Here is a 23977-nt window from a genome sequence, read left to right on the forward strand (position 1 = left end):
ATATAATTTGTAATAAATTATACGGGAAGGGAGCTGAGAATCATGTTTTATTCATATTTTAATTCTGAAACTGGTATGCGACCAGCATATGGTACATCTATAACGTATAGTGGAGCACAAAGTACAGTCCAAGCTATTCAACAAGCATTGCAAATGCAACAACAAATGCAAATGCAGCAGCAAGGAGTACAACCATATTACTCATCCGTAGAGTATTTTTACCCAGTACATCATGTTACACCGTACGGAAGTTCTTTTCTTACTATTCCATATGGAACTATATACAACTTATAACTAGTAAGGAATGAAGTGGTGTATATAAATAAGGGTGCAGATTAATAGCGCCCTTATGAATAATAAAAATAGCTAGTCCAAACCTTATAAATCAATCTTACATAATATATAGTAATAAGTTTGAAAGGGGAATCAGTATGTCTTGTTATTACTACTGTAAGTATTGTAAGGAGTATAAAAATAAGCATCATGATTGTTGTAAGAACACTAGTAAGTGTCATGATAACAAGGACAATCTTGTTAGAGCATCGGCATTTAGAGCTAGAAATACTGTGAATCAAAATGTTCCTGCTAATACTTTTGTGAAAGTGTTATTTCAAAATGAACAATTTGATTTAGCGAATGAGTATAATCCAGCAACATCTATTTTTATGCCGAAGACTAAAGGTGTATATTCTATTATTGGAACGATTGGTTTCTTTCCAAACGATCCAACTTTAAATTATAGAGCGCGTGTAGAAATTCGTGTGAATGGAAACGCAGCGATAGCTATAGATAATGACTTTTTTGGTCCAATAAGTTTTGGAAATGTCGTAAGTGTTTCGACGATTGTTCAACTGAATGCAGGGGATGAAGTTGAGATTTATGCACAAAGTAGTATAGATGGAGTTTTAAGTCCTTTAGAAGATGGTGCACATTTTGAAGCAGCAAGATTTCCTTCTCCAACTAAATAAAACTGATCATTAAATGTTTTTTAGTAGGTTTAGTTAATCCCCTTACCAAATGGTAGGGGATTATTATTGTTTTTCTAAAATATATAAGTAAATAGGTAAAGCGTAGTTTAATTTGTAGGGGCTTCAACCTTCTTCAGATAATAAACAGAATAATAAGTAACATGCTTGTAAAAACGCATTGTTAGTAAGTTTACTAGTTTTCTTATAGAACAAGAAAGACGGAATACATAAAAGATCGTATCATTATGTTTTTTCTTTACTATATAGAAATTATATATTGAACATAGATTTGTGTAGGGAATGCTAATACACTGAAAAGAATAGCATAAAGGCGATTACACTATATAAAAACAAAATCAATCCTAAGATGAGTAGTATTGGATGCAACTTGAACATATTTGACCCCCTTGAGTATATAAAGAATTTTAATATATTGTTGGTCAATTTAGAAGGGGGACGGTTACATAAAAAAAGAGCATACATAAAAAGTACGCTCCAAAGAAAGATAGGTTTTATGAGTGGATAATCTCCATACGATAATATATGTTCTTTTCATAAAAACGTGTAAAAAATCAATGAATTATCAATGGAATATCATAACATGAGTAATTTTAGTCTAGGAATGCAGTTATTTTCTTTCTCGGTTATTTTAGGTAATAAAGTTGTGAAAATCGTGCATTATGCGGACTAACAACGGGATAGCGATCGTACTTCCGTTACATATTTCTTAAAGTCTGGGTATTGCGTGATAGTTTGACATTTAGGGGTGCATAGTTGATTAATTATAGACACATTTGTAATTACTTCGTTACAAGGACCGAAAAATGTAATTTTTAGCTTTGAATTTGGTGGGATTTTGAACACGATAGGTTTTTTTTCCATGAAATCAGCTCCTAATATTGAGTATTATAATTTAATGGATATAGAGTCGTATTAGTATAATATGAAATTTCAGTGGATTTGCTTATAATAAAGAATTTTATAGTAGTAAAAGTGCTTAAAGATGTAAAGGGGAAATTGAGAATGGGAAATAAAATGTTTAATTAATATAATCAATAAATACGCAAATGGTTAATATAACTAATGCATTTTTTTGTTTGTTACATATTATGTTAGTAAGAATGGTATAAGGAGGTAGTATAAAATAGTGGAAGAAAATGTACAAGCTCAGCTTTCGCCACCGTGGATCACATATTTTAATGAATTAAAAAATTCAATAGGTGCTGATCCAACTGTTACAGTTGGGCCACTTATTCCTGTTGGTGGTAATTATATTATTTTAGTGCATGCGTTAAGCAACGAAAAAGCGAGAGCATTAGCAACGCTTTTAAAATCTTTTGTACAATTTGGGAATGTAAGTGTGACAGTTATTGTAACGAATAATGAGAATGAAATTGTAAATCCATTTCCTTGTCCACTAGATGCATTTGAAATAGCTCATTTATTTCAAGTAGCACTAGAAAATAATCCTTATTTTGAACAAGTTGTGGTACAGCCTCAGTTCCCTGGCGGACCGAATGTTGTTTTTCCGGTTTTCGCTGCGGAAGTCATTCAGTTTTTCAATGACGATATTTCTAACTTATGTCAAACGTTTACAGGTGTTGCTGCCAATGTGTTTCGTGATGTAATGAATGATGAGGTTTGTGGTATCCCAATTCTATTTTCCACAAGTTGTGTTATGAGCAGTGAAAACTCACAATTACAAAATACAGATTTAGCACCAAAGTTGTTTTATTAAACTGTAAAAAGACATTTTCAGTAATAGAAAATGTCTTTTTTATGCACCAATAGTGTTCAGGTTGGAAAATAGCAATTTAATAGGAGTAAACTTCAATTAATTAAAATTTTTCTAAATCTCAAATTTCATGTAGAGGTAGTAATTTTGACTTAAGAGTATATAGAAAATGAGGGATGAAATTTTTTAGTTGAAAGGAAATCGATACTGAAAGTTATAATTTAATAATACAGGGAATTTTTTTTTAATATCTGTAAAAATGATTGATAGGACGAGATTACATAATAAATGAATAGTAGGGTATATTTCGAATGTTTTATGTGGCATACATGTTAAAGTTGATAGAAATATTTCTGAAAGAGAATATATTTTGAAAAACAGTAAAGATTCTTTTTATTTATATTATAGATAGCTAGTTTTAGAGAGAGGAGGCTTACAATAAAACAAGCTATGAATAAGACATTCAAAAGGAGCTGGAATGTATGGGGTATATTGTAGATATTTCAAAATGGAATGGAACTATTAATTGGGATATTGCAGCATCTCAGCTAGATTTAGTGATTGCTAGAGTTCAAGATGGCTCTAATACGGTGGATTTTATGTATCAAAATTATGTTAGTGAAATGAAAAAGCATAGTATCCCATTCGGTAATTATGCTTTTTGCCGTTTTATATCTATTGCTGATGCAAAGAAAGAGGCACAAGATTTTTGGAATCGTGGTGATCAATCTGCTAAGTTTTGGGTAGCGGACATAGAAGTTCAAACGATGGTAGATATGCAAGGCGGGACACAGGCATTTATTGATGAATTACGCCGTTTAGGTGCGGAAAAAGTAGGATTATACGTAGGGCATCACACGTATTTATCATTTGGAGCATGTAATATTGAAGCTGATTTCATATGGGTCCCTCGTTATGGAGGGAATAAGCCAGCATATCCATGCGATATGTGGCAATATACGGATTCAGGGAATGTTCCTGGTATTGGGAAATGTGATCTGAATCGATTAGTAGGAAATAAGTCACTTTCTTGGTTTATAGATTCCAACAAAGCAAATCAATCTAACATAGTGTATACACAGCAACCGAATGGCATTGGTATTGCAGTTTCGAAATATCCTGATGGATACGGAATAAATTTATATGAAACTCCCATGACCCCTCAATTTACAGGTGCACTCACTCAGAAAATTCCATATTTAATCTTAACAAGTTATTGGGGAGGCGGTGAGCAAGATATGATTTGTTTAGGGAACGATAAGCAGTGGGCATATTTAAAACATTTTAATGTGAAATGGTTTTATGCAACTTCGAAATATCCTGTCGGTTACGGAGTAAATTATTATGAAGAGCCTGAATGTATGAATTATAAAGGGAATATAGATGGATCGACATCTTTTCGAGTGTGGGGTAGAGTGGGAAATGCGATAGATATCGGGCAGAATAGTTGGATACCTGAAAAACATGTAATTATTAAGTAACTATAGCGGCAGTATTGTTTTTAAGGAGTATGTAAAGAGTCTTCTTACTATACATAATAGTAAGAAGACTCTTTACGTTTAAAAATGAAAATACATGATACATAGTCTACTCATATGAAATGAATTACATGTAGAAAACACACTGTTTTCACAATGACTGTGTATAGTTAATTTGCATAATGATAAAAGTGAGGTATTTGAATTGAAAAAGAAAAAAATATTTATTGGAACAATTATTTCATGCGTGATGCTAGCATTATCTGCATGTGGTTCCTCAGACAACGTAGTAACATCAAAAGTAGGGAATGTTACAGAGAAAGAATTAAGTAAAGAATTACGACAACAATATGGAGAAAGTACTTTATATCAAATGATGTTAAGTAAGGCATTGTTAGATAAATATAAAGTTTCAGATGAGGAAGCAAAAAAGAAAGTAGAAGAAGCAAAAGATAAAATGGGTGAGAACTTTAAATCGACTTTAGAACAGCTTGGGTTGAAAAACGAAGATGAATTAAAAGAAAAAATGAAGCCAGAAATTGCATTTGAGAAAGCGATTAAAGCAACAGTTACAGATAAAGATGTGAAAAATAACTATAAACCAGAAATGAAAGTAAGTCACATTTTAGTGAAAGATGAAAAAACGGCTAAAGAAATAAAGGAGAAAGTAAATAATGGTGAAGATTTTGCTGCCTTAGCAAAACAGTATTCAGAGGATACTGGTTCAAAGGAACAGGGCGGGGAAATATCTGGTTTTGCTCCTGGGCAAACAGTGAAAGAATTTGAGGAAGCTGCGTATAAATTAGATGCAGGCCAAGTAAGTGATCCGGTTAAAACAACTTACGGTTACCATATTATTAAAGTGACGGATAAAAAAGAATTGAAGCCATTTGATGAAGTAAAGGATAAAATTCGTAAAGATATAGAACAACAAAGACTACAAGATACGACAGGTAAATGGAAACAACAAGTAGTCAATGATTTATTGAAAGATGCTGATATTAAAGTGAATAATAAAGAATTTAAAGATACATTTAAATTTCTAGAAAAGAAATAATGACTGTAATCATAATTAGAAAAGGGAACTCATATAGAGTTCCCTTTTCTAATTAGTGTGTGAGTTATAAATAGATAGTAAGACAATACAATATTACATTTAAATATTAAGAATTACAATGGAAAATTATGGTTTATAATTATTTCAACGAAAGTGGATATTCTACGGTTTTCATTATGCAAGTTTATTACATATATTTACTCTTTAATAATGAATATCGAACATAATTTAAAAAATAATACATATAATGTTTTTGAATAAATATTTAACATGGATAATTAGTAAAAAGCTGAGCATTCGATTGGAAAGGATGCTCTTTTTGTTGTGAAAATTTTAGGATAAAGAATGAATCGTTTTAAACGCATCATTTACCACATCAATAAATTAAGGTGGGGAGAATATATGAAAGTAATCTTTCAAGGAGAGGGCGGAGCGAAAATTTTTGAGTCATATGATGAAAATATAAGTGATTTATTAGCTATATTAAAAGAAACGAAAGGGATTAAAATCGGAATTGTTGAGTATAAAGTGTTAAAGTACGAACTTAATTATTTTCGTCATCCGAAAAAAGCGGATACAGAGAGAGAGTTACATATAATAGTACAACCTAAGTATATGTAATGAAATATAATAATAAAAATCACTGATTCAGTTTTGTAAAGTTCCATAGAGTATGTAAGAAAAGAGAGTGTTGTAAATGCTCTCTTTTCTTATGCTTTGTGAGTTCGTTCATCATAGTATATGTGTTCAGTTATAGATGGTTAATAAACGAAAAAATTTAAAACTTTTTTGTTTAGGTAGGCATTTTATATTTGAGTAAATAAATATACTATGAAGTATTTTTTATACGAATATTGGAGGAGTATAAAATGAGTTTAGCAAGTTACATAGGCTGTAATGTAGAAATTCCGTTAACGGAGCCCGATTCTAATGATGTAATTGTTTTTGGACCATGTTTTGCAGATGAAAGTATGCTTGAAATTGTACAAGAGTATCAATTCCAAAAAAATTACATATATGAGGTTTCAACTAGTTGGGGAATTGAACTTGTCGAGTGGCAAAACGTAAAGGAAAAAAAAGAAGCGAAAGAAAAACTTTTAACTTTATGCAAGATTATGGAAGGTTATTTGGAAGATGGAGACTATTTTGAATTATTCAGTTGTTGGGTTGGTGATGAAGATAAGGAACGAGTAGGGGAATTGAAATTAAAAATAAATCATTTTAATATAGATGAATTATGTATTCCAGAAAGAACATTAGTTAGGATAGAAAAATAAGCTTTGAATATTTTTTAGAAAAAGGCGATTTCACTTTGTGTGAAGTCGCCTTTTAGTTTTTATATGCATTTTATATAAGAAATGAAAAGTTTATTTGATAAAGGAAAAAATATGGAGATAAATAAAATTATGTTTTTTGTTAAGAAATAATAAGTATAGCTCTTCTCAAAGGAACGTAAGTTCGTGTATAATAAGAACGAGTGTTCTTTTAAGAGGTAACCTAATTATAGTTTAGAAGTAAATTCGAGTTTAGTAAGTATTAAAAATAACTAAGGGATAGCATGAATAAATAAATGTATAAATGATCAAGGAGATAAAAAATGAACGATGTAAAGATACAAAAAGAAGAAAGAGAGTGGGTTCCGTTTACAGTAATGTCCGAACAACTTTTAAATATGAGAAAGATTATTGGAGAGAAATTAAAAGTACAAAAACCGCTTTTAACAAATGAAGCAAAAGAGAGGATTTCTGATAAATTATTAACGTCATTACTGTCTGAGAAAGAAATATTGGTAACATATTTTGAAGATGGTTACATATTAACAAGCTACATGACTGTTGTACATATCAATCCGGTAAAACAAATTGTAATTTGTACAGACGCCTTTTATAAAACTTACGTATTTAACGCTATGGATATTATTGAAATAATGTAAAAGAAGCTGAATATTAAATGGCAGCTTTTTTTATTTCTGATTTATGAGACAAATAATATAAGAAAAAGCAGCTAGCTTTGTGCTAGCTGCTGAGCCCCAGGGAAAGGGAGAAAAAGATAGGGTACTCCAAAATCGATAAGAGCTGTCAAACAGCCTGATTATAGTATAGACAAATTAAAATTTTCTATACAAAAAGTTGAACATAAGATTAGGCTGTACCCACTTGGTTTTGATCTGCAAGGTCAGAATCAAATGTATTGGTCGCGCTAACACCGCTAAAAGTATTAACAACAAAACCAACGTTTGATGCGCCGGAACCATTATAAGCTTTCGTATTTTCTTTCGGAGAAACGTTGTAGAAATCACCTAAGTTAAATGATCCATTACTATTTTGTACAACTAAATTTCCTACAACTGATGGCATAATTTTCACCTGCTTTATAATAAGTTGTTAACATTACTATATGGAGTTATAGTCCAGATGGTTCATATAATAAAAATTGTGGAATAGTAAAACGTTTGGAGCATGGATTTCAATAAAAGTGTGTTAAAATTAATATAATAAAGTTGAGTAATTTTTTAAAAAAATTTGTATAATTGATATATATGAAAATAAAGGAGGCAAAATGTAATGAAAGATATTATGAAAAAAGTTGATTTAACAGATGCCAAATCAAGTAATCTTGTTGCACTAATTTATAGTAATGAAGTTATATTAGTTGAAGACGCATTTTGTCCAAATGAAATAAAATTAAAGTTTAATGAAATTGCAATTTTATCTGCAATTAAAACAGCTCATATTGCGAAAGTGTCTATTAGGAAAGAACTTGAAGCGCTTTTTCATGATACGGGTGTTATATTAGTGAAACAAAATGTTGATTATGGTAGTAGCCAATCTATTACCATGCATTTTGAGCAATTTAAAAAGTTGCAAGATGAGATTGAACATTTAAATAAAAGTATGTAATAAAGCAGCTAAATAAAGGTTCTATCATAAAGGTGGAATGTGTTGTGTTGAAAAAGTGGTTTAAAAATTATTTGGGTGAATCGCATTGTAAACATAAATATATTTTTATTAAGATGCAGGATAATGAGAATTTTAAAAAAGGGACATTAGGTGTAGTTTATATTTACCAGTGTGAGAAATGTGGAAAAGAGAAGTTGAAATGTAAAAACAATAATGAAATAAACAATGAATTTTTAGATATATAGCAAAAAGTAACCATGATGGTTACTTTTTTGGTTTATGTATACAATATCAAAACCATTACTAAAGTATGAGTTGAGTTGATACTATAGTAAATCGCTGAATAAAAATGAAGAGAGTAAGATATAGGGAAGGAGGATGAGAGAAATGAAGCGAAAAGAAATTAGTAAATCTGTAATTATTACAGGCGTGACACAAGGGTTAGGGCGTGCGATGGTTGATCGATTTCATGAATTAGGGTGGAACATATATGGTTGTGGACGTTCAAAAGATAAAATTGAAGAACTAAAAAAACAGTACAGTAAAATACATGATTTCCAAGTAATTGATGTTTCAGATTCTCAGCAAGTTAACAATTGGGCAAATTATATACTTAATACACATACAGCTCCCGATATGATAATAAATAATGCATCGATTGTAAATCAAAATGCACAACTTTGGAAAATTACGGATCAAGAATTCGAAAATGTAATGAATGTAAACGTGAATGGTGTAGTAAATGTAATAAGAGCATTTGTTCCAGCGATGGTAGCTAGGAAAGAAGGAATTATCATTAATATGAGTTCTAGTTGGGGGAGAGAAGGTGAGGCTGAGCTTGCGCCATATTGTGCCTCGAAATTTGCTATTGAAGGTATCACTAAATCTATGGCCCTGGAATTACCCCATGGCATGGCTGTAGTTGCTTTAGATCCTGGAGGGAGTATTAGTACTCCAATGCTGAAGTCATGTGCGCCACAATATATAAATGAATCGCCTACACCTGAAACTTGGTCACATAAAGCAATTGAATATATATTGAATATAACAATAGATAAAAATGGAGATTCATTGACATGCCCAGCATGCATATAAAAAGCACCTTTAAGGTGCTTTTATATTAGTAGCACATTATATCATTCACAAAATTACATCTAAAAAATAAAATAAAAGATTAAGGGTGAGATTTGTTTGTTTTGAAAGCTTTAGAAAATATTTAAATAGGTGATAAAAATGAATCCAAGCAGTTTAAAAGTGACAGGGGCATGGTTTCAAGTGGGAGGGAATCTTACAGCTGCTATTGGAACGACAAGAGGATTTATTGGAGAAGAGAAGGTTGAATCGGATCTTGTTATTGTAGGAAGCTCATTACAAGCCCTCGGATATATATTACAAATCATTGCGAGCAATTATGATGATGGGGAAGAAAAAAGAGAAAATCAAAATATAGGCTTAGAGAATCAAAGTAAATTACTTGATCAAATAGGAATTGAGTTATTAGCATTAGGCAATATATCAAATGTAATAGGAACATATTTTAATATAAATGAACAATTGAAAGAAAATGATTATCTTATCATTACAGGGAACAGTTTACAATCGATCGGTGCTTTTTTAGGAGTAGAAGCAGCTTTGTTGGATATAAATGTATTACAGAAAATTATTATACTGGGTAACTCCATGCAAAGTTTAGGGGCTGGATTACAAGCGTATCAAGGTGTTTCAAATGTATTGAAAGATGAGAGAGAAAATGAAGATAGTATTTTTGATAAGAAGAATGAGAGAATCATTGCACTCATTGGTATTTGGATACAAGCGATAGGAACGTTAATTTCTGCAATTGGAGTAACTGCAATAGAGGAAGAAAATAGGCTAGAAAACAATAAAAAGTCTGAAATACTTATTTAAATAGAAGGAGATCCATTGATTTTAGAGGTAGGTAAGATTAAAATGGTAGTAGGTTTTTTTGCGTATATTTTGAAAAGTGATATATAAAATACAAAATAAGGAGTTTTCAAGGGATGATGTATTTATTAGCAATTCTTCTTCCACCTGTTGCTGTATTATTTTGTGGAAAACCAATTCAGGCAATCATAAATTTCATATTAACATTAATATTTTGGGTTCCAGGGGTTATACATGCAATTCTTGTAGTGCATGATAAAAAAGCTGATCGGCGTTTGAAAAAACAAATTCAAGCATATGATGAAATTAATAAGAGGAATCGAAGATAATTCATCTGCAAAATGTTTTTAAAAGAAAGGAGGATTAACCTCCTTTCTTTTTTAGTGAGTGTTAAGTTTAGATTTTTGTGTGGCGGAAAGAATTTTTAATGTAAGTATTATGATAATAACTTTTAGATTGTGCATGTAATAGGCCAGTATAAATACTTTCTGGTACATTAAAGAAATCGTACATACCATTCTTTAATTGGATTCGCAAAATCATAGAAAAAGGATTGTAGCCAACAGCAACTATATTTTTTGAAATTACGGGAGATAGCTTCATCATTACACAACTCCTCACTTTTCATTTTTAATAATTTCTTGTAGATGTTGAGGTTGTGATGTTGAAATCCTTATAATTTAAGAGGTATTATACTTATATGCAATATATTAAATGTTTGTTATACGTAATTATAAGGAAGTTCACACGAAGTACATATCGTTGTGCTATTTTTATTTCACCTTTGATTTATAAATAAGAAAATATTGACCATTTGAAAAAAAGGTATATTATTTATACGAGGTATTAAAAATTCACTTTCTACATTCTATGCTTAAAGGGGCAGCGTTATTAGGAAAAATAGAAGTGAAAATAGTTTGTATAAGAAGTATTCTAAAATTTATAATCTGTGAATTAGGAAAATATTGAATGCTCCAGGTCAATATACTTTCTTAATCAAATTCATTTTAGAAAGTGACCTCAATATTTTTAAGTAAATCAACGGGAGAATTGAAAGGCAGGAGAAAGTAACATGTCAGAAAATTATCGTTCTCGAGAGGAACGACGACAAGTTAAAAAGAAAAAACAGCCAGCTTCTAAAACACAAAAACCAAAAGGTAAAACATCATTCTTTCGCAAGTTTTTAATTACTTGTTTATTACTTGGTATTGTTGGTTTAGTGGCGGGGGTTGCTACCTTTTTCGTAATGATTAAGGATGCACCAAAACTTGAGAAAGCAAAACTTGTTAATCCGTTATCCTCAAAAATTTATGATAAAAACGGGGATTTGGTATATGAATATGGAAAAGAAAAAAGGACGAATGTTACGTATGAGCAAATACCTAAATTAGTAGAAAATGCATTTTTAGCGACAGAAGATTCACGTTTTTATGAGCATAGCGGAGTAGATTTTAAAGGTACTGCCCGTGCTGTTCTAGTAAGTCTTAAAGGAGATTATGGTTCTCAAGGTGGAAGTACGATAACACAACAAGTTATTAAAAACTACTTCTTATCAATGGACAAAACACCAAAGCGTAAAGCGCAAGAAATATATTTAGCTTATAAGCTAGAACAACAGTATTCAAAACATGAAATATTAGAGATGTACTTAAATAAAATTAACTTAGGAAACCGTTCATACGGAATCGCAACAGCAGCACAAAACTACTATGGTAAAGAATTGAAGGACTTAACATTACCAGAAGTTGCGATGCTTGCTGGTTTACCGAAAGCACCGAATAACTATGATCCAACGAAAAAAGAAAATGTTCAAAAGGCAACAGAAAGAAGAAATGTTGTTCTAAACTTAATGAATCGACATGGATATATAACAAAACAGGAAATGGAAGAAGCATCAAAAGTTGACGTAGAAAAGGGGCTTAAGCCTGCAGCTCAACTACAAACAATGCCATACCCTGCATTTATGGATGCAGTTGTGAAAGAAGTAGAAAAAGAATTACCGGATGCTAATATCGGTTCTGACGGTTTAGAAATTTATACAACGTTAGATCCGAAAGCACAGAAACTTGCTGATAATATTTTAAATAATAATATCATTGATTATCCGAACGATAAATTCCAAGGTGCATTTACATTTATGGATACGAAAACAGGAGAAGTTCGTGCTATAGGTAGTGGCCGTGGAGAAAATAAAGCTGTATTTAAAGGGCATAATATGGCAATTGAATTAGATCGTGCAGCTGGTTCAACGATGAAGCCGATTTTCGACTACGCTCCTGCAATTGAATATTTAAAATGGGCTACGTACCATCAAATTGATGACTCTCCATTTAAGTATTCAACGGGACAAGAAGTACGAAATGCAGATAGAAGTCATAGGGGTCCAATTACAATGCGTGAAGCATTAAAAATGTCGCGTAATATTCCTGCAATTAAAACTGCAAAAGAAGTAGGGATTAGTAAATCGAAAGAATTCTCTGAGAAACTAGGTATTACATTTAATACAGCACCGACAGAATCGACAGCGATTGGTACAAATGAAGTATCGCCAACTGAAATAGCGGGTGCTTATGCGGCATTTGGTAATGAAGGTAAATATACGAAACCGCATTTTGTTAAGAAAGTCGTTTATCCAGACGGTAAGTCACAAAGTTTTGGACAAAAACCAAAACAAGTTATGACAGATTCTACCGCATACATGATTACTGATATGCTTCGTTCTGTAGTTACATCAGGTACTGGTACATCGGCAAATGTAGGCTCTTTAGATGTAGCTGGTAAAACGGGTACGACAAACTATTCATCAAAGCAATTAGCTCAATATAAAATTCCAGAAAGTGCAACTCGTGATAGTTGGTTCGCTGGATATACACCGCAATATACGATGGCAGTATGGACTGGGTATATGAAAGATGGTAAAGACGAGTATATTAGTAGTAAAAATACGAAAATTGCACAGTTGATCTTTAAAGAAATGATGAGCGAAATGGCTACAGATAAATCACGCTTTAAAATGCCAAGTAGCGTTATTCAAGAAGGTAGTGAGCTACGTATAAAAGGTGAAAAACGTGATTCATCGCCAAATACTAGCGTGCCGGATACAACGGAGCAACCAAAACAAGATCAACAGCAAAAAACTGAAGAAGAGAAAAAGCAAGAAGAATTAAAGAAACAAGAAGAACTGAAAAAGCAAGAAGAACAAAAGAAACAAGAGGAACTTAAGAAGCAAGAAGAACAAAAGAAACTAGAAGAGCAAAAGAAACAAGAAGAACAAAATAATGGAAATGGCCAAGGAACGACACCTCCAGCAAATAATGGAGGAGGTCAAGGAAATACGACACCTCCAGCAAATAATGGAGGAGGTCAAGGAAATACGACACCTCCAGCAAATAATGGAGGAGGTCAAGGAAATACGACACCTCCAGCAAATAACGGAGGAGGTCAAGGAAATACGACACCTCCGGCAAATAATGGAGGAGGTCAAGGAAATACAACTCCACCAGCGACCACACAACCAGAGACTGGCGGTAATGCAGGAGAGACCCCTGCTAATAATGGGCAATAAGAAAAATTTATAAAAAATATTAAAAAGCACTTAAGATTTGTGAAAATTACAATCTTAAGTGCTTTTTTCGTTTAAATGTAGTAGCTATGAAATGATGTGTTTTAAATGTTAAACGTACCATAAAAATTTTGAAAATAAATTGATGGGAAATGATAAAAGACTTGAGCCTGAGGTAGTGGAGCGTGGCTAGGATGATAAAAGGTAGTGCTACTTGGATGGGCACCATGATGCCAAAATGAAGGGGTAGCTTGACCTGGTGATTGGTATTGTTGCCAAATTGCTGGAAGTTCAATGCCGACATCGGAACTTGCTGTATGAACGGTGGGGGCATGTATTTCGGGTATCGAAGGAACCGCGACAGTTACTCTTGATGATAATACCCACATAAAATAATCACTCCTAAGTTGTGATAATAAATTAGTATATTCTTTTCACACGTATAAAGGTACATATATAGGACTTTCGTTTAAAATATGCGTACAAAGTCTTAAGACTAATGTAAGCTGATGGTGGACTATTTAATATGAAAAGATACGTCTATTTGCGGAGGGAAAAGAGATAAAAAAAATATACAATGAGGGTGTTAATCGTAATATTTTACGAGTGTATGGAGGTATTTGTATGGAACGATTATGGACGAAATCATTTATTCAAATGACTTTCGCAATGTTATTTTTATTTACAGGATTTTATTTACTTGTTCCAACGCTCCCGCTCTTTATTAAAGAGATAGGTGGCAATGAATCGCAAGTTGGACTTATGATGGGGATGTTTACAATAGCTGCTGTTGTAATACGACCGATTATTGGAGGAATGTTAGATCAATATGGTAGAAGATCCTTTATTATTTTCGGACTCATCTTTTTTGGCTTAACGATGTACTCCTATAATATAGCATCGACTATTGTCCTTTTAGCTGTTTTACGTGTTATTCACGGAGTAACATGGGCTGTTTCTACAACAGCTGTTGGAACAGCAATAACGGATATTATTCCAGATTCACGCCGCGGTGAAGGTATGGGTTGGTATGGGATGGCGATGACAATTGCAATGGCGATTGGACCTATGATTGGATTATGGGTTGTGCAAAATTATTCATTTCATGGTCTATTTTTATTAGCGACGTTGTTATCTTTTATGGCAGTTGTATTATCATTAATAACGAAGATCCCATTTACGCCACAAAAAGAAAAAGGGAAAATTCAGCTATTTGAGAAATCCGTATTAACAATCACGATTGTAGTATTCTTTTTATCGTTTGCATATGGAGGAATAACAACCTTTTTACCGTTATTTGCATCATCAATTCATGTAAACCCGGGAACTTTCTTTCTTGTATATGCAATTGCATTAACAATTGTAAGACCAATTTCAGGGAAACTATTAGATAAGTATGGAGAAGTATTCATCATACTTCCAGCATTATGTATTACTATTTTAGCTATAGTTGTTTTAACTATCTCAAATGGTTTGATAGGTGTAATTATCGCAGCAACATTATACGGTATTGGATTTGGTTCAGCGCAGCCAGCTTTGCAAGCGGCAATGCTTACAATTGTCGATCCGAGTAAAAGAGGAGTTGCAAATGCTTCATTTTTTACAGCGTTTGATTTAGGAATCGGGTTAGGTGCTATTTTACTTGGAGTTGTTTCACAAATGTTTGGTTATCGTATTTTATTTTCAGGGAGTGCAATTTCAGCATTGATAGCCTTAATTATTTTCGTCTTCTTTGTAAAACAACGATTAGGAAAAAAAGAGTTTGCGTAAACTGGAGGAATAAATATGAGAATTTCAATTGATCGTAAAGCTCTGCAATGGTTCCAGGAAGAATTACGTATAAAGCACGGTGAATCTGTACGTTTTACTGTAAGGTACGGAGGGGATAGTTCAATTCAGCCCGGATATTCTTTAGGGGTTGTTGCTGAGAAACCCGATGGCGAAATAGTGTCAGTTGAGAAGGAAGGTATTATATTTTTTGTAGATTCTGATGATCTTTGGTATTTTCAAAACTATGATTTATTTGTAAGTTATCATGAGGAAATGGAAGAAATTCAATTTAATTATGTAAAATAATAACTTTATTAAAAATGAATAAATTTTATATAAAAATTATATTTAAGAGATAGTGAAATAAATATCATATAGTAACGAGCTGTATTTATGTACAGCTCGTTTTTTCTATTTCTCAAATAAAATTAGAATAATTGTATATTTGGCGGTGTTATATGAAAAATCTTTATATCTTGTTTTTGAAAATACGCAAAGAAGTCTATCCTTTCTTTATAAAATATAAGAATTATTTTCAAAAAATTGTATTGTTACAGTAAGAAAAGTGTAGGAAACTTATCATTATAAAATAAATTGAAATCTTCTAAAAACTCTGATACATTGAAATAGAAATGTAGTTTCACAATATTGTAAAGGCTTACAGTTATGTGCACGAAGATCTATTAGGATTGGAGGAAATAATGATGAAAGCTGAAGAGAAATTTTCCCCGGGATTAGATGGTATAGTGGCAGCGGAGACGAAAATCTCGTTTCTTGACACAGTAAAAGGTGAAATTGTAATTCAAGGGTATGACTTAATCGAACTCTCAAAAACAAAAGAGTATTTAGACATTGTGCACCTTTTATTGGAGGAACACCTACCGAATGAAGATGAAAAAGTAACACTTGAAAAGAAATTAAAAGAAGAATATGCAGTACCAGAAGGTGTATTCAACGTACTAAAGGCATTGCCTAAAGAGACGCATCCCATGGATGGATTACGTACAGGTGTGTCAGCGTTAGCTGGTTACGATAATGATATCGAAAACCGCTCGTTAGAAGTGAATAAAAGCCGAGGGTACAAGCTGTTAAGTAAAGTGCCAAACATTGTAGCGAATAGCTATCATATTTTAAATAATGAGGAGCCAATTGAACCTCTTAAAGAATTATCTTATAGTGCGAATTTCTTCTATATGTTAACTGGTAAAAAACCAACTGAACTTGAGGAAAAGATCTTTGATCGTTCCCTTGTTTTATATAGTGAGCATGAAATGCCAAACTCTACATTTACAGCTCGCGTTATTGCATCAACACAATCAGATTTATACGGTGCTTTAACAGGTGCAGTTGCATCTTTAAAAGGAAGTTTACATGGTGGTGCAAATGAAGCGGTTATGTACATGCTTTTAGAAGCTGGTAATGTTGAGAAATTTGAAGAGTTATTACAGAAGAAACTATATAACAAAGAAAAAATTATGGGCTTTGGACACCGTGTTTATATGAAGAAGATGGATCCAAGAGCACTTATGATGAAGGAAGCTTTAAAACAGTTATGTGATGTAAAAGGTGATTATACACTATATGAAATGTGTGAAGCTGGAGAAAAGATTATGGAAAAAGAAAAAGGAATTTATCCAAATCTTGATTATTATGCAGCTCCAGTATATTGGATGCTAGGTATTCCAATTCAACTTTACACACCAATCTTCTTTAGCTCTAGAACAGTGGGATTATGTGCGCACGTTATTGAGCAACATGCAAATAATCGTTTGTTCCGTCCTCGTGTAAATTATATTGGCGAGCGACATGTACTTAGTAAATAAGAACAACTGGGGAGTTGTTAGCGCCGCCCGCCAGATGGGTGTTTGACCGACACCCATCATTAATAATAACGAATTTTCGACAGAAAGGGAAGAATAGCATGATTAAAACAAATGAAATTAAGCAAAAAGATGCATTATTAGAAGAGATTACCGATTATGTATTAAATAAAGAGGTTACTAGTGCAGAAGCATTCAGTACAGCTCGTTACGTATTACTTGATACACTTGGATGTGGAATTTTAGCACTGCAATATCCAGAATGTACGAAATTACTAGGACCAGTTGTGCCAGGAACAATCGTGCCAAATGGTACACGTGTACCAGGTACGTCTTATGTACTAGATCCAGTAAAAGGTGCATTTAATATCGGATGTATGATCCGTTGGTTAGACTATAACGATACTTGGCTTGCAGCAGAGTGGGGACATCCATCTGATAACCTAGGCGGAATTTTAGCAGTTGCAGATTATATTAGCCGTGTTCGTATTTCAGAAGGAAAAGAAGCTTTAAAAGTACGTGAAGTATTAGAAATGATGATTAAAGCACATGAAATTCAAGGCGTGCTTGCTTTAGAAAACAGCTTAAACAGAGTTGGTCTTGACCATGTATTATATGTAAAAGTAGCAACAACTGCAGTAGTTGCGAAAATGCTTGGCGGAACACGTGAAGAAATCTTTAATGCATTATCACATGCGTGGATTGATAATTCTAGTCTTCGTACATATCGTCATGCTCCAAATACGGGCTCACGTAAATCATGGGCTGCAGGTGACGCAACGAGCCGCGGTGTTCATCTTGCAATGACTGCTCTAAAAGGTGAAATGGGTTATCCAACAGCATTATCTGCGCCAGGATGGGGATTCCAAGATGTATTATTCAATAAACAAGAATTAAAATTAGCAAGATCACTAGAGTCATATGTAATGGAAAATGTATTATTTAAAGTGTCATATCCAGCAGAATTCCATGCACAAACGGCTGCAGAATGTGCAGTGAAGTTGCATCCGGAAATTAAAGAGAGATTAGATGAAATTGACCGTATTACAATTACAACTCATGAATCAGCAATTCGTATTATTGATAAAGAAGGTCCATTAAATAACCCAGCTGATCGTGATCATTGCTTACAATACATTACGGCAATTGGTTTATTAAAAGGAGATATCGTTGCAGACGATTATGAAGATGCAGTAGCAAACGATCCACGTGTAGATGAATTACGTAATAAGATGGTTGTTGTTGAAAACAAACAGTACAGTTTAGATTACCTTGACCCGAACAAGCGCTCAATCGCCAACGCTGTTCAAGTTCACTTTAAAGATGGCACAGTAACAGAAAATGTGGAATGTGAATATCCGCTTGGTCACCGCTTCCGTAGAGACGAAGCAATTCCAAAAGTTGTTCAAAAATTCACTGCAAATATGGCAGGTCATTATTCTAGTAAGCAACAAGAACAAATTCATGAAGTTTGTTTAAATGAAGAAAAACTAGAAAATATGAATGTAAACGAATTTGTAGATCTATTCTTAATTTAATAATAGGGGGGAATTTAGAATGGCTTGGGTTGTGAAAAAGCAGTCAACACAAGAGGAGCTTGCGAATCGATTCCGAGCTTTAGTAGAAGCAAATGAAATTTTGCAAATTCCAGGTGCTCATGATGCAATGGCAGCTCTTGTTGCGAAAAATACAGGTTTTTCAGCTCTTTATTTATCAGGAGCTGCTTATACTGCAAGTAAAGGTTTACCAGATTTAGGTATCGTGACGTCTACTGAAGTGGCTGAGAGAGCAAGAGATTTAGTAAGAGCTACAGACTTACCTGTTCTTGTTGACATTGATACAGGATTTGGTGGTGTACTAAATGTGGCGAGAACAGCTGTAGAAATGGTGGAAGCGAAAGTAGCAGCTGTCCAAATTGAAGATCAGCAATTACCAAAAAAATGTGGACATTTAAATGGTAAGAAACTTGTTACTACAGAAGAATTGGTTCAAAAAATTAAAGCGATTAAAGAAGTTGCACCGAGCTTATACATTGTAGCACGTACTGATGCTCGTGGCGTTGAAGGATTAGATGAAGCAATTGAAAGAGCAAATGCATATGTAAAAGCAGGTGCAGACGCAATTTTCCCTGAAGCGCTTCAATCAGAGGAAGAATTCCGTCTATTTAATAGTAAGGTAAATGCACCTTTGCTTGCGAATATGACTGAATTCGGAAAAACTCCATATTATAGTGCAGAGGAATTTGCGAATATGGGTTTCCAAATGGTTATTTATCCTGTAACTTCACTTCGCGTTGCAGCGAAAGCGTATGAAAATGTGTTTGCTTTAATTAAAGAAACAGGTTCTCAAAAAGATGCACTTTCTAATATGCAAACGAGAAGTGAATTATACGAAACAATTTCATATCATGACTTTGAAGAGTTAGATACTGGTATTGCAAAAACAGTATTATCAGAAGATCAATAGATAAAGCAGCGAAGGCGATGAAAATACATCTTTGGCAAAATAAAATGCTTGATGTGAAAAATCATCGCCTTCTATTTTCAAAAAAGATATTCCACTCATCGTAGACGAGCATAAGCAAAAAGCTATGAAAGCCGAATGATAGGGGGATACATATGGAGAAAACGAAGTTACCATGGGATGAATTTTTTTCACTTAATAAAGATATAAATCATACTTACTTTACACCAGAAGATTTTTCAGGTGATGAAGATTTAATCGCAAAAACGACAGAACAATTCGTTAAACAAGAAATTGTTCCACAAATGGAGAATATTGAACAACATAATTATAAAGTTTCTCGTCAATTATTTGAGAAAGCTGGGGAACTTGGATTATTAGGCATTGAGGTACCAGAAGATTATGGTGGGTTCGAGTTAGGAAAGGCTGTCTCAGGTCTTGTAGCAGAGAAAATGGGTTACGCTGGTGCGTTTAGCGTTTCTTTTAATATACACGCTGGTGTCGGTACATTGCCTTACATATATTATGGAACGAAAGAGCAAAAAGAAAAATATTTACCGAAAATCGCATCGGGAGAATGGATTGGGGCTTATGCTTTAACAGAGCCAAATGCTGGTTCGGATGCATTAAGTGCAAAAACAAGCGCCGTATTGAATGAAGAGGGAACAGCTTGGAAGTTAAATGGTGAGAAGCAATGGATTACAAATGCTCATATGGCAGATGTATACGTTGTTTTTGCGAAGACAAATAAAGGAATGACAGCGTTTATTGTCGAAAGAACATGTGAAGGTGTATCTATTGGATTAGAAGAAAAGAAAATGGGGATTAAAGGTTCTTCAACAGCGACTCTTATTTTAGAAGATGTTGTCATCCCTGCTGAAAATGTTTTAGGGGAAGTTGGGAAAGGGCATCACGTAGCCCTTAATATTCTTAACTTTGCTAGACTTAAACTTGCTTTTGGAAATATTGGAACAGCAAAACAAGCAATTGGTTTGTCGGTTCAATATGGAAAAGAGCGAAAACAGTTCCAAACGGAATTAGTAGACTTTACGATGATTCAAGAGAAAATTGCAAATATGATCATTGCTACATATGGAGCCGAAAGTGCAGCTTATCGTACGGCAGGTGTAATCGATGAAGCAATTCATGAGAGCGATGAAGATCTTATGAAGAAAATGTCCCAATTTGCAATTGAATGTGCACTGAATAAAGTAAATGCTTCTGAAACACTTGCTTATATCGTAGATGAAGCTGTACAAATTCATGGTGGTTACGGTTATATGCAAGAGTATGAGGTAGAACGATTATATCGTGATGCTAGAATTAGTCGTATTTTTGAAGGAACGAACGAAATTAATAGATTAACAGTTGCTAAAATGCTAATGAAGCAAATCGAACAATTAGAAGATACTGAAGTAGAAAGTGATGTAGCAAATGTAGAAAGAAACCATCGTTACATTTTATTAGCGAAAAAATTGTTGAAACAATCTTTGAAAACGCTCTCTAAAACTCCAGGCCTAAAAATTGACCAAGAACAAGAATATTCACGTGTAATTTCAAATATGTTGACGGACGTGTACGTCATGGAATCAGCGTTTTTACGTACGAGAAAAGCGGTACGTAAAAATGGTGAGGAAAAAGAACGTACGAAGCAATTAATAACGGATGTTATTTGTGAAGAAGGATACCGTAAAGTAGAAGAAGCGACGATTTCTGTACTTTCAGCAGCTGTCACAGAAGAACAAGATAGACATGTGATTTTAGCTGAAATCCGTCAATTATTAGTGCCTTTATACACGAACGTATTTACGAAGAAGAGAGAAATTGCGAAAACCATTATAAATCGCGGGAAATATATTGTGTAAATAGGAGGAAAGCGATATGAAAAAGATTGGTTTTATCGGTTTAGGTAACATGGGCCTTCCAATGTCAAAAAATCTAGTTAAATCAGGTTACACAGTATATGGCGTGGACTTAAATAAAGAGGCGGAAGCGTCCTTTGAAAAAGAAGGCGGAATTATCGGTCTATCAATCTCAAAACTAGCAGAAACATGTGATGTAGTTTTTACAAGTTTACCTTCACCTCGCGCTGTTGAAGCGGTATATTTTGGAGCAGAAGGATTATTTGAAAATGGTCACTCGAATGTAGTTTTCATTGATACAAGTACGGTATCGCCGCAGTTAAATAAACAGTTAGAGGAAGCTGCAAAGGAAAAGAAAGTAGACTTTTTAGCAGCACCTGTGAGCGGTGGTGTAATCGGAGCCGAAAACCGTACATTAACGTTTATGGTTGGTGGATCAAAAGACGTATATGAGAAAACGGAATCTATCATGGGCGTACTAGGCGCCAACATTTTCCACGTTAGTGAGCAGATTGATAGTGGTACAACTGTTAAGTTAATTAATAACTTATTAATTGGTTTTTATACAGCTGGTGTGAGTGAAGCTTTAACATTAGCGAAAAAGAACAATATGGATTTAGATAAAATGTTTGATATTTTAAATGTAAGTTACGGTCAAAGTAGAATTTATGAACGTAATTATAAAAGTTTTATAGCACCTGAAAACTACGAGCCAGGATTTACTGTGAACTTATTGAAGAAAGATTTAGGATTTGCAGTTGACTTAGCTAAGGAAAGCGAACTCCATTTACCGGTAAGCGAAATGTTATTAAACGTATATGACGAAGCGAGTCAAGCTGGATATGGTGAAAATGATATGGCTGCTTTATATAAGAAAGTTAGCGAGCAATTAATTTCTAATCAAAAATAAATTATACAAAGGAGAGAATACAATGATTACAACTGAAATTAAACGAGTAAAAAATCACATTAACGGTGAGTGGGTTGAATCGACAGGTACGGAAGTAGAAGCAGTTCCAAATCCAGCGACTGGAAAAATTATCGCTTACGTTCCACTATCTCCAAAAGAAGATGTTGAAAAAGCTGTTGAAGCGGCAAAAGCAGCATTCGAAACATGGTCTAAAGTACCAGTTCCAAATCGTTCAAGAAATTTATATAAATATTTACAGCTATTACAAGAAAACAAAGATGAGCTTGCAAAAATCATTACGCTAGAAAATGGTAAGACGCTAACGGATGCAACAGGTGAAGTACAGCGTGGTATTGAAGCGGTAGAACTTGCAACATCTACGCCAAATTTAATGATGGGTCAAGCACTTCCGAATATCGCTAGCGGAATTGATGGATCGATTTGGCGCTACCCAATCGGAGTTGTTGCTGGCATTACACCGTTTAACTTCCCGATGATGATTCCGTTATGGATGTTCCCACTTGCAATTGCTTGCGGTAATACATTCGTATTAAAAACATCTGAAAGAACGCCACTTTTAGCGGAGCGACTTGTAGAATTATTCTATGAAGCAGGTTTCCCAAAAGGCGTATTAAATTTAGTGCAAGGCGGAAAAGATGTTGTAAATAGCATTTTAGAAAATAAAGATATTCAGGCTGTTTCGTTCGTTGGCTCTGAGCCGGTAGCTCGTTACGTATATGAAACAGGTACGAAACACGGAAAACGTGTACAAGCGTTAGCAGGTGCGAAAAACCATGCGATTGTAATGCCAGATTGCAATCTTGAGAAAACAGTACAAGGTGTAATTGGATCTGCATTTGCAAGTAGTGGAGAGCGCTGCATGGCATGCTCAGTAGTAGCAGTAGTGGATGAAATTGCTGATGAATTTATTGATGTATTAGTAGCAGAAACGAAAAAATTAAAAGTAGGCGATGGCTTTAACGAAGATAACTATGTTGGACCATTAATCCGTGAATCTCATAAAGAGCGCGTTTTAGGCTATATTAATAGCGGTGTAGCAGATGGGGCGACTTTATTAGTAGATGGCCGTAAAATTAATGAAGAAGTTGGAGAAGGTTACTTTGTAGGTGCGACAATCTTTGATGGCGTGAATCAAGAAATGAAAATTTGGCAAGATGAAATTTTTGCTCCAGTATTAAGTATTGTACGTGTTAAAGATTTAGAAGAAGGTATTAAACTAACAAATCAATCTAAATTTGCAAATGGTGCGGTTATTTATACGTCAAATGGTAAACATGCACAAACATTCCGTGATAACATCGATGCTGGTATGATTGGTGTAAACGTAAACGTTCCAGCACCAATGGCATTCTTCGCATTTGCAGGAAATAAAGCTTCATTCTTTGGTGATTTAGGTACAAATGGTACAGATGGCGTTCAATTCTATACACGTAAAAAAGTTGTAACTGAGCGCTGGTTTTAATATAGAGTAAACAACCAAATCAGTTATTAGATGAAAACCACCACTATTAATAGTGGTGGTTTTC

Annotated in this window: 26 protein-coding genes; 22 read left to right on the plus strand and 4 right to left on the minus strand. The window is 33.7% G+C overall.

Going from position 1 to position 23977, the window contains the following annotated elements:
* Window positions 1-42 precede the first annotated feature (42 nt).
* On the plus strand, window positions 43-294 hold the full coding sequence (locus tag GBN91_RS19615; protein ID WP_000500100.1) for a DUF3947 family protein: 252 nt from the start codon (window positions 43-45) through the stop codon (window positions 292-294).
* A 137-nt stretch (window positions 295-431) separates the two neighbouring features.
* Entirely contained in the window at window positions 432-968 is a 537-nt protein-coding gene (locus GBN91_RS19620) for a C1q-like domain-containing protein (RefSeq protein WP_016122449.1), read from the plus strand.
* 687 nt (window positions 969-1655) lie between these two features.
* Here GBN91_RS19620 and GBN91_RS19625 read toward each other — a convergent pair.
* On the minus strand, window positions 1656-1850 hold the full coding sequence (locus GBN91_RS19625; protein ID WP_000412555.1) for a hypothetical protein: 195 nt from the start codon (window positions 1848-1850) through the stop codon (window positions 1656-1658).
* A 265-nt stretch (window positions 1851-2115) separates the two neighbouring features.
* Here GBN91_RS19625 and GBN91_RS19630 point away from each other — a divergent pair, with 265 nt between their 5' ends.
* From GBN91_RS19630 to GBN91_RS19655, 6 genes are all read left to right on the plus strand, one after another.
* The gene (locus GBN91_RS19630) at window positions 2116-2706 is read left to right on the plus strand and encodes a hypothetical protein (RefSeq protein WP_000392281.1); all 591 of its coding nucleotides are present in this window, start codon (window positions 2116-2118) and stop codon (window positions 2704-2706) included.
* Window positions 2707-3185: 479 nt separating this feature from the next.
* On the plus strand, window positions 3186-4184 hold the full coding sequence (locus GBN91_RS19635) for a glycoside hydrolase family 25 protein (protein ID WP_016122450.1): 999 nt from the start codon (window positions 3186-3188) through the stop codon (window positions 4182-4184).
* A gap of 202 nt (window positions 4185-4386) precedes the next feature.
* Window positions 4387-5238, plus strand: coding sequence for a peptidylprolyl isomerase PrsA (locus tag GBN91_RS19640; protein WP_000727348.1), 852 nt, complete (start codon window positions 4387-4389; stop codon window positions 5236-5238).
* A gap of 402 nt (window positions 5239-5640) precedes the next feature.
* Entirely contained in the window at window positions 5641-5859 is a 219-nt protein-coding gene (locus tag GBN91_RS19645) for a hypothetical protein (RefSeq protein ID WP_000864271.1), read from the plus strand.
* A gap of 248 nt (window positions 5860-6107) precedes the next feature.
* A complete protein-coding gene (locus GBN91_RS19650; protein WP_006925988.1) occupies window positions 6108-6515 on the plus strand; it encodes a hypothetical protein in 408 nt (135 codons plus the stop codon).
* Window positions 6516-6835: 320 nt separating this feature from the next.
* Window positions 6836-7171 (plus strand): YolD-like family protein, encoded by a 336-nt coding sequence (locus GBN91_RS19655; RefSeq protein ID WP_002024004.1) that lies wholly within the window; start codon window positions 6836-6838, stop codon window positions 7169-7171.
* Between the two features lie 208 nt (window positions 7172-7379).
* Here the strand turns inward: GBN91_RS19655 and gerPF are convergent, their stop codons facing one another.
* Window positions 7380-7595: a spore germination protein GerPF gene (gene gerPF / locus GBN91_RS19660; protein WP_001141569.1), complete on the minus strand. Its 216-nt coding sequence runs from the start codon at window positions 7593-7595 to the stop codon at window positions 7380-7382.
* 207 nt (window positions 7596-7802) lie between these two features.
* On the opposite strand from gerPF, the gene GBN91_RS19665 reads away from it, so the two are divergent.
* The 5 genes from GBN91_RS19665 (at window position 7803) to GBN91_RS19685 (ending at window position 10372) form a co-directional block, all read left to right on the plus strand.
* A complete protein-coding gene (locus GBN91_RS19665; RefSeq protein ID WP_000651907.1) occupies window positions 7803-8138 on the plus strand; it encodes a hypothetical protein in 336 nt (111 codons plus the stop codon).
* 44 nt (window positions 8139-8182) lie between these two features.
* Complete coding sequence (locus GBN91_RS19670; RefSeq protein ID WP_000915146.1) at window positions 8183-8383, plus strand: hypothetical protein; 201 nt, start codon at window positions 8183-8185, stop codon at window positions 8381-8383.
* Between the two features lie 142 nt (window positions 8384-8525).
* A complete protein-coding gene (locus GBN91_RS19675) occupies window positions 8526-9233 on the plus strand; it encodes an SDR family oxidoreductase (protein ID WP_152122052.1) in 708 nt (235 codons plus the stop codon).
* A gap of 138 nt (window positions 9234-9371) precedes the next feature.
* Window positions 9372-10046, plus strand: a complete 675-nt coding sequence (locus tag GBN91_RS19680; RefSeq protein ID WP_088362670.1) for a DUF6944 family repetitive protein — start codon at window positions 9372-9374, stop codon at window positions 10044-10046.
* A gap of 113 nt (window positions 10047-10159) precedes the next feature.
* Window positions 10160-10372, plus strand: coding sequence for a YqaE/Pmp3 family membrane protein (locus tag GBN91_RS19685; RefSeq protein ID WP_000990233.1), 213 nt, complete (start codon window positions 10160-10162; stop codon window positions 10370-10372).
* Between the two features lie 67 nt (window positions 10373-10439).
* Here GBN91_RS19685 and GBN91_RS19690 read toward each other — a convergent pair whose 3' ends face one another.
* Window positions 10440-10649 carry a KTSC domain-containing protein gene (locus GBN91_RS19690; RefSeq protein WP_000977081.1) on the minus strand — a complete coding sequence of 70 codons (210 nt, stop codon included), beginning with the start codon at window positions 10647-10649 and terminating at the stop codon, window positions 10440-10442.
* Between the two features lie 466 nt (window positions 10650-11115).
* Between GBN91_RS19690 and GBN91_RS19695 the strand changes: the two genes are divergently transcribed.
* Entirely contained in the window at window positions 11116-13608 is a 2493-nt protein-coding gene (locus GBN91_RS19695) for a PBP1A family penicillin-binding protein (RefSeq protein ID WP_152122054.1), read from the plus strand.
* A gap of 101 nt (window positions 13609-13709) precedes the next feature.
* Here the strand turns inward: GBN91_RS19695 and GBN91_RS19700 are convergent, their stop codons facing one another.
* Complete coding sequence (locus GBN91_RS19700) at window positions 13710-13994, minus strand: hypothetical protein (protein ID WP_088362672.1); 285 nt, start codon at window positions 13992-13994, stop codon at window positions 13710-13712.
* A gap of 235 nt (window positions 13995-14229) precedes the next feature.
* On the opposite strand from GBN91_RS19700, the gene GBN91_RS19705 reads away from it, so the two are divergent.
* The 8 genes from GBN91_RS19705 (at window position 14230) to GBN91_RS19740 (ending at window position 23913) form a co-directional block, all read left to right on the plus strand.
* Window positions 14230-15375: an MFS transporter gene (locus GBN91_RS19705; protein ID WP_152122056.1), complete on the plus strand. Its 1146-nt coding sequence runs from the start codon at window positions 14230-14232 to the stop codon at window positions 15373-15375.
* A 15-nt stretch (window positions 15376-15390) separates the two neighbouring features.
* Window positions 15391-15681 (plus strand): HesB/YadR/YfhF family protein, encoded by a 291-nt coding sequence (locus GBN91_RS19710; RefSeq protein WP_001222842.1) that lies wholly within the window; start codon window positions 15391-15393, stop codon window positions 15679-15681.
* Window positions 15682-16076: 395 nt separating this feature from the next.
* A complete protein-coding gene (gene mmgD, locus GBN91_RS19715; RefSeq protein WP_002041090.1) occupies window positions 16077-17198 on the plus strand; it encodes a citrate synthase in 1122 nt (373 codons plus the stop codon).
* A gap of 98 nt (window positions 17199-17296) precedes the next feature.
* Window positions 17297-18733 (plus strand): 2-methylcitrate dehydratase, encoded by a 1437-nt coding sequence (gene prpD / locus GBN91_RS19720; protein ID WP_152122058.1) that lies wholly within the window; start codon window positions 17297-17299, stop codon window positions 18731-18733.
* 19 nt (window positions 18734-18752) lie between these two features.
* Window positions 18753-19661 (plus strand): methylisocitrate lyase, encoded by a 909-nt coding sequence (prpB, locus tag GBN91_RS19725; RefSeq protein ID WP_000312639.1) that lies wholly within the window; start codon window positions 18753-18755, stop codon window positions 19659-19661.
* A gap of 152 nt (window positions 19662-19813) precedes the next feature.
* The gene (locus GBN91_RS19730) at window positions 19814-21523 is read left to right on the plus strand and encodes an acyl-CoA dehydrogenase family protein (RefSeq protein WP_006918546.1); all 1710 of its coding nucleotides are present in this window, start codon (window positions 19814-19816) and stop codon (window positions 21521-21523) included.
* A 16-nt stretch (window positions 21524-21539) separates the two neighbouring features.
* Window positions 21540-22430, plus strand: a complete 891-nt coding sequence (locus GBN91_RS19735; RefSeq protein ID WP_000719409.1) for an NAD(P)-dependent oxidoreductase — start codon at window positions 21540-21542, stop codon at window positions 22428-22430.
* Window positions 22431-22452: 22 nt separating this feature from the next.
* Window positions 22453-23913 carry a CoA-acylating methylmalonate-semialdehyde dehydrogenase gene (locus GBN91_RS19740; RefSeq protein WP_000633344.1) on the plus strand — a complete coding sequence of 487 codons (1461 nt, stop codon included), beginning with the start codon at window positions 22453-22455 and terminating at the stop codon, window positions 23911-23913.
* The last annotated feature ends 64 nt before the right edge of the window (window positions 23914-23977 follow it).

Origin of the sequence: Bacillus sp. B1-WWTP-T-0.5-Post-4, from assembly GCF_009183795.1 — a bacterium.
GTDB classification, from domain to species: Bacteria; Bacillota; Bacilli; order Bacillales; family Bacillaceae_G; genus Bacillus_A; species Bacillus_A cereus.

Coding starts and splice junctions, on each gene's coding strand:
- GBN91_RS19650 (WP_006925988.1), top strand. CDS start 6,108: ATGAGTTTAGCAAGTTACATAGGCTGTAATGTAGAAATTCCGTTAACG.
- GBN91_RS19675 (WP_152122052.1), top strand. CDS start 8,526: ATGAAGCGAAAAGAAATTAGTAAATCTGTAATTATTACAGGCGTGACA.
- GBN91_RS19685 (WP_000990233.1), top strand. CDS start 10,160: ATGATGTATTTATTAGCAATTCTTCTTCCACCTGTTGCTGTATTATTT.
- GBN91_RS19700 (WP_088362672.1), bottom strand. CDS start 13,994: ATGTGGGTATTATCATCAAGAGTAACTGTCGCGGTTCCTTCGATACCC.
- GBN91_RS19695 (WP_152122054.1), top strand. CDS start 11,116: ATGTCAGAAAATTATCGTTCTCGAGAGGAACGACGACAAGTTAAAAAG.
- gerPF (WP_001141569.1), bottom strand. CDS start 7,595: ATGCCATCAGTTGTAGGAAATTTAGTTGTACAAAATAGTAATGGATCA.
- GBN91_RS19620 (WP_016122449.1), top strand. CDS start 432: ATGTCTTGTTATTACTACTGTAAGTATTGTAAGGAGTATAAAAATAAG.
- GBN91_RS19665 (WP_000651907.1), top strand. CDS start 7,803: ATGAAAGATATTATGAAAAAAGTTGATTTAACAGATGCCAAATCAAGT.
- GBN91_RS19655 (WP_002024004.1), top strand. CDS start 6,836: ATGAACGATGTAAAGATACAAAAAGAAGAAAGAGAGTGGGTTCCGTTT.
- GBN91_RS19705 (WP_152122056.1), top strand. CDS start 14,230: ATGGAACGATTATGGACGAAATCATTTATTCAAATGACTTTCGCAATG.
- GBN91_RS19710 (WP_001222842.1), top strand. CDS start 15,391: ATGAGAATTTCAATTGATCGTAAAGCTCTGCAATGGTTCCAGGAAGAA.
- mmgD (WP_002041090.1), top strand. CDS start 16,077: ATGATGAAAGCTGAAGAGAAATTTTCCCCGGGATTAGATGGTATAGTG.
- GBN91_RS19645 (WP_000864271.1), top strand. CDS start 5,641: ATGAAAGTAATCTTTCAAGGAGAGGGCGGAGCGAAAATTTTTGAGTCA.
- GBN91_RS19735 (WP_000719409.1), top strand. CDS start 21,540: ATGAAAAAGATTGGTTTTATCGGTTTAGGTAACATGGGCCTTCCAATG.
- GBN91_RS19680 (WP_088362670.1), top strand. CDS start 9,372: ATGAATCCAAGCAGTTTAAAAGTGACAGGGGCATGGTTTCAAGTGGGA.
- GBN91_RS19690 (WP_000977081.1), bottom strand. CDS start 10,649: ATGATGAAGCTATCTCCCGTAATTTCAAAAAATATAGTTGCTGTTGGC.
- GBN91_RS19615 (WP_000500100.1), top strand. CDS start 43: ATGTTTTATTCATATTTTAATTCTGAAACTGGTATGCGACCAGCATAT.
- GBN91_RS19635 (WP_016122450.1), top strand. CDS start 3,186: ATGGGGTATATTGTAGATATTTCAAAATGGAATGGAACTATTAATTGG.
- GBN91_RS19625 (WP_000412555.1), bottom strand. CDS start 1,850: ATGGAAAAAAAACCTATCGTGTTCAAAATCCCACCAAATTCAAAGCTA.
- prpB (WP_000312639.1), top strand. CDS start 18,753: ATGGCTTGGGTTGTGAAAAAGCAGTCAACACAAGAGGAGCTTGCGAAT.
- GBN91_RS19740 (WP_000633344.1), top strand. CDS start 22,453: ATGATTACAACTGAAATTAAACGAGTAAAAAATCACATTAACGGTGAG.
- GBN91_RS19730 (WP_006918546.1), top strand. CDS start 19,814: ATGGAGAAAACGAAGTTACCATGGGATGAATTTTTTTCACTTAATAAA.
- prpD (WP_152122058.1), top strand. CDS start 17,297: ATGATTAAAACAAATGAAATTAAGCAAAAAGATGCATTATTAGAAGAG.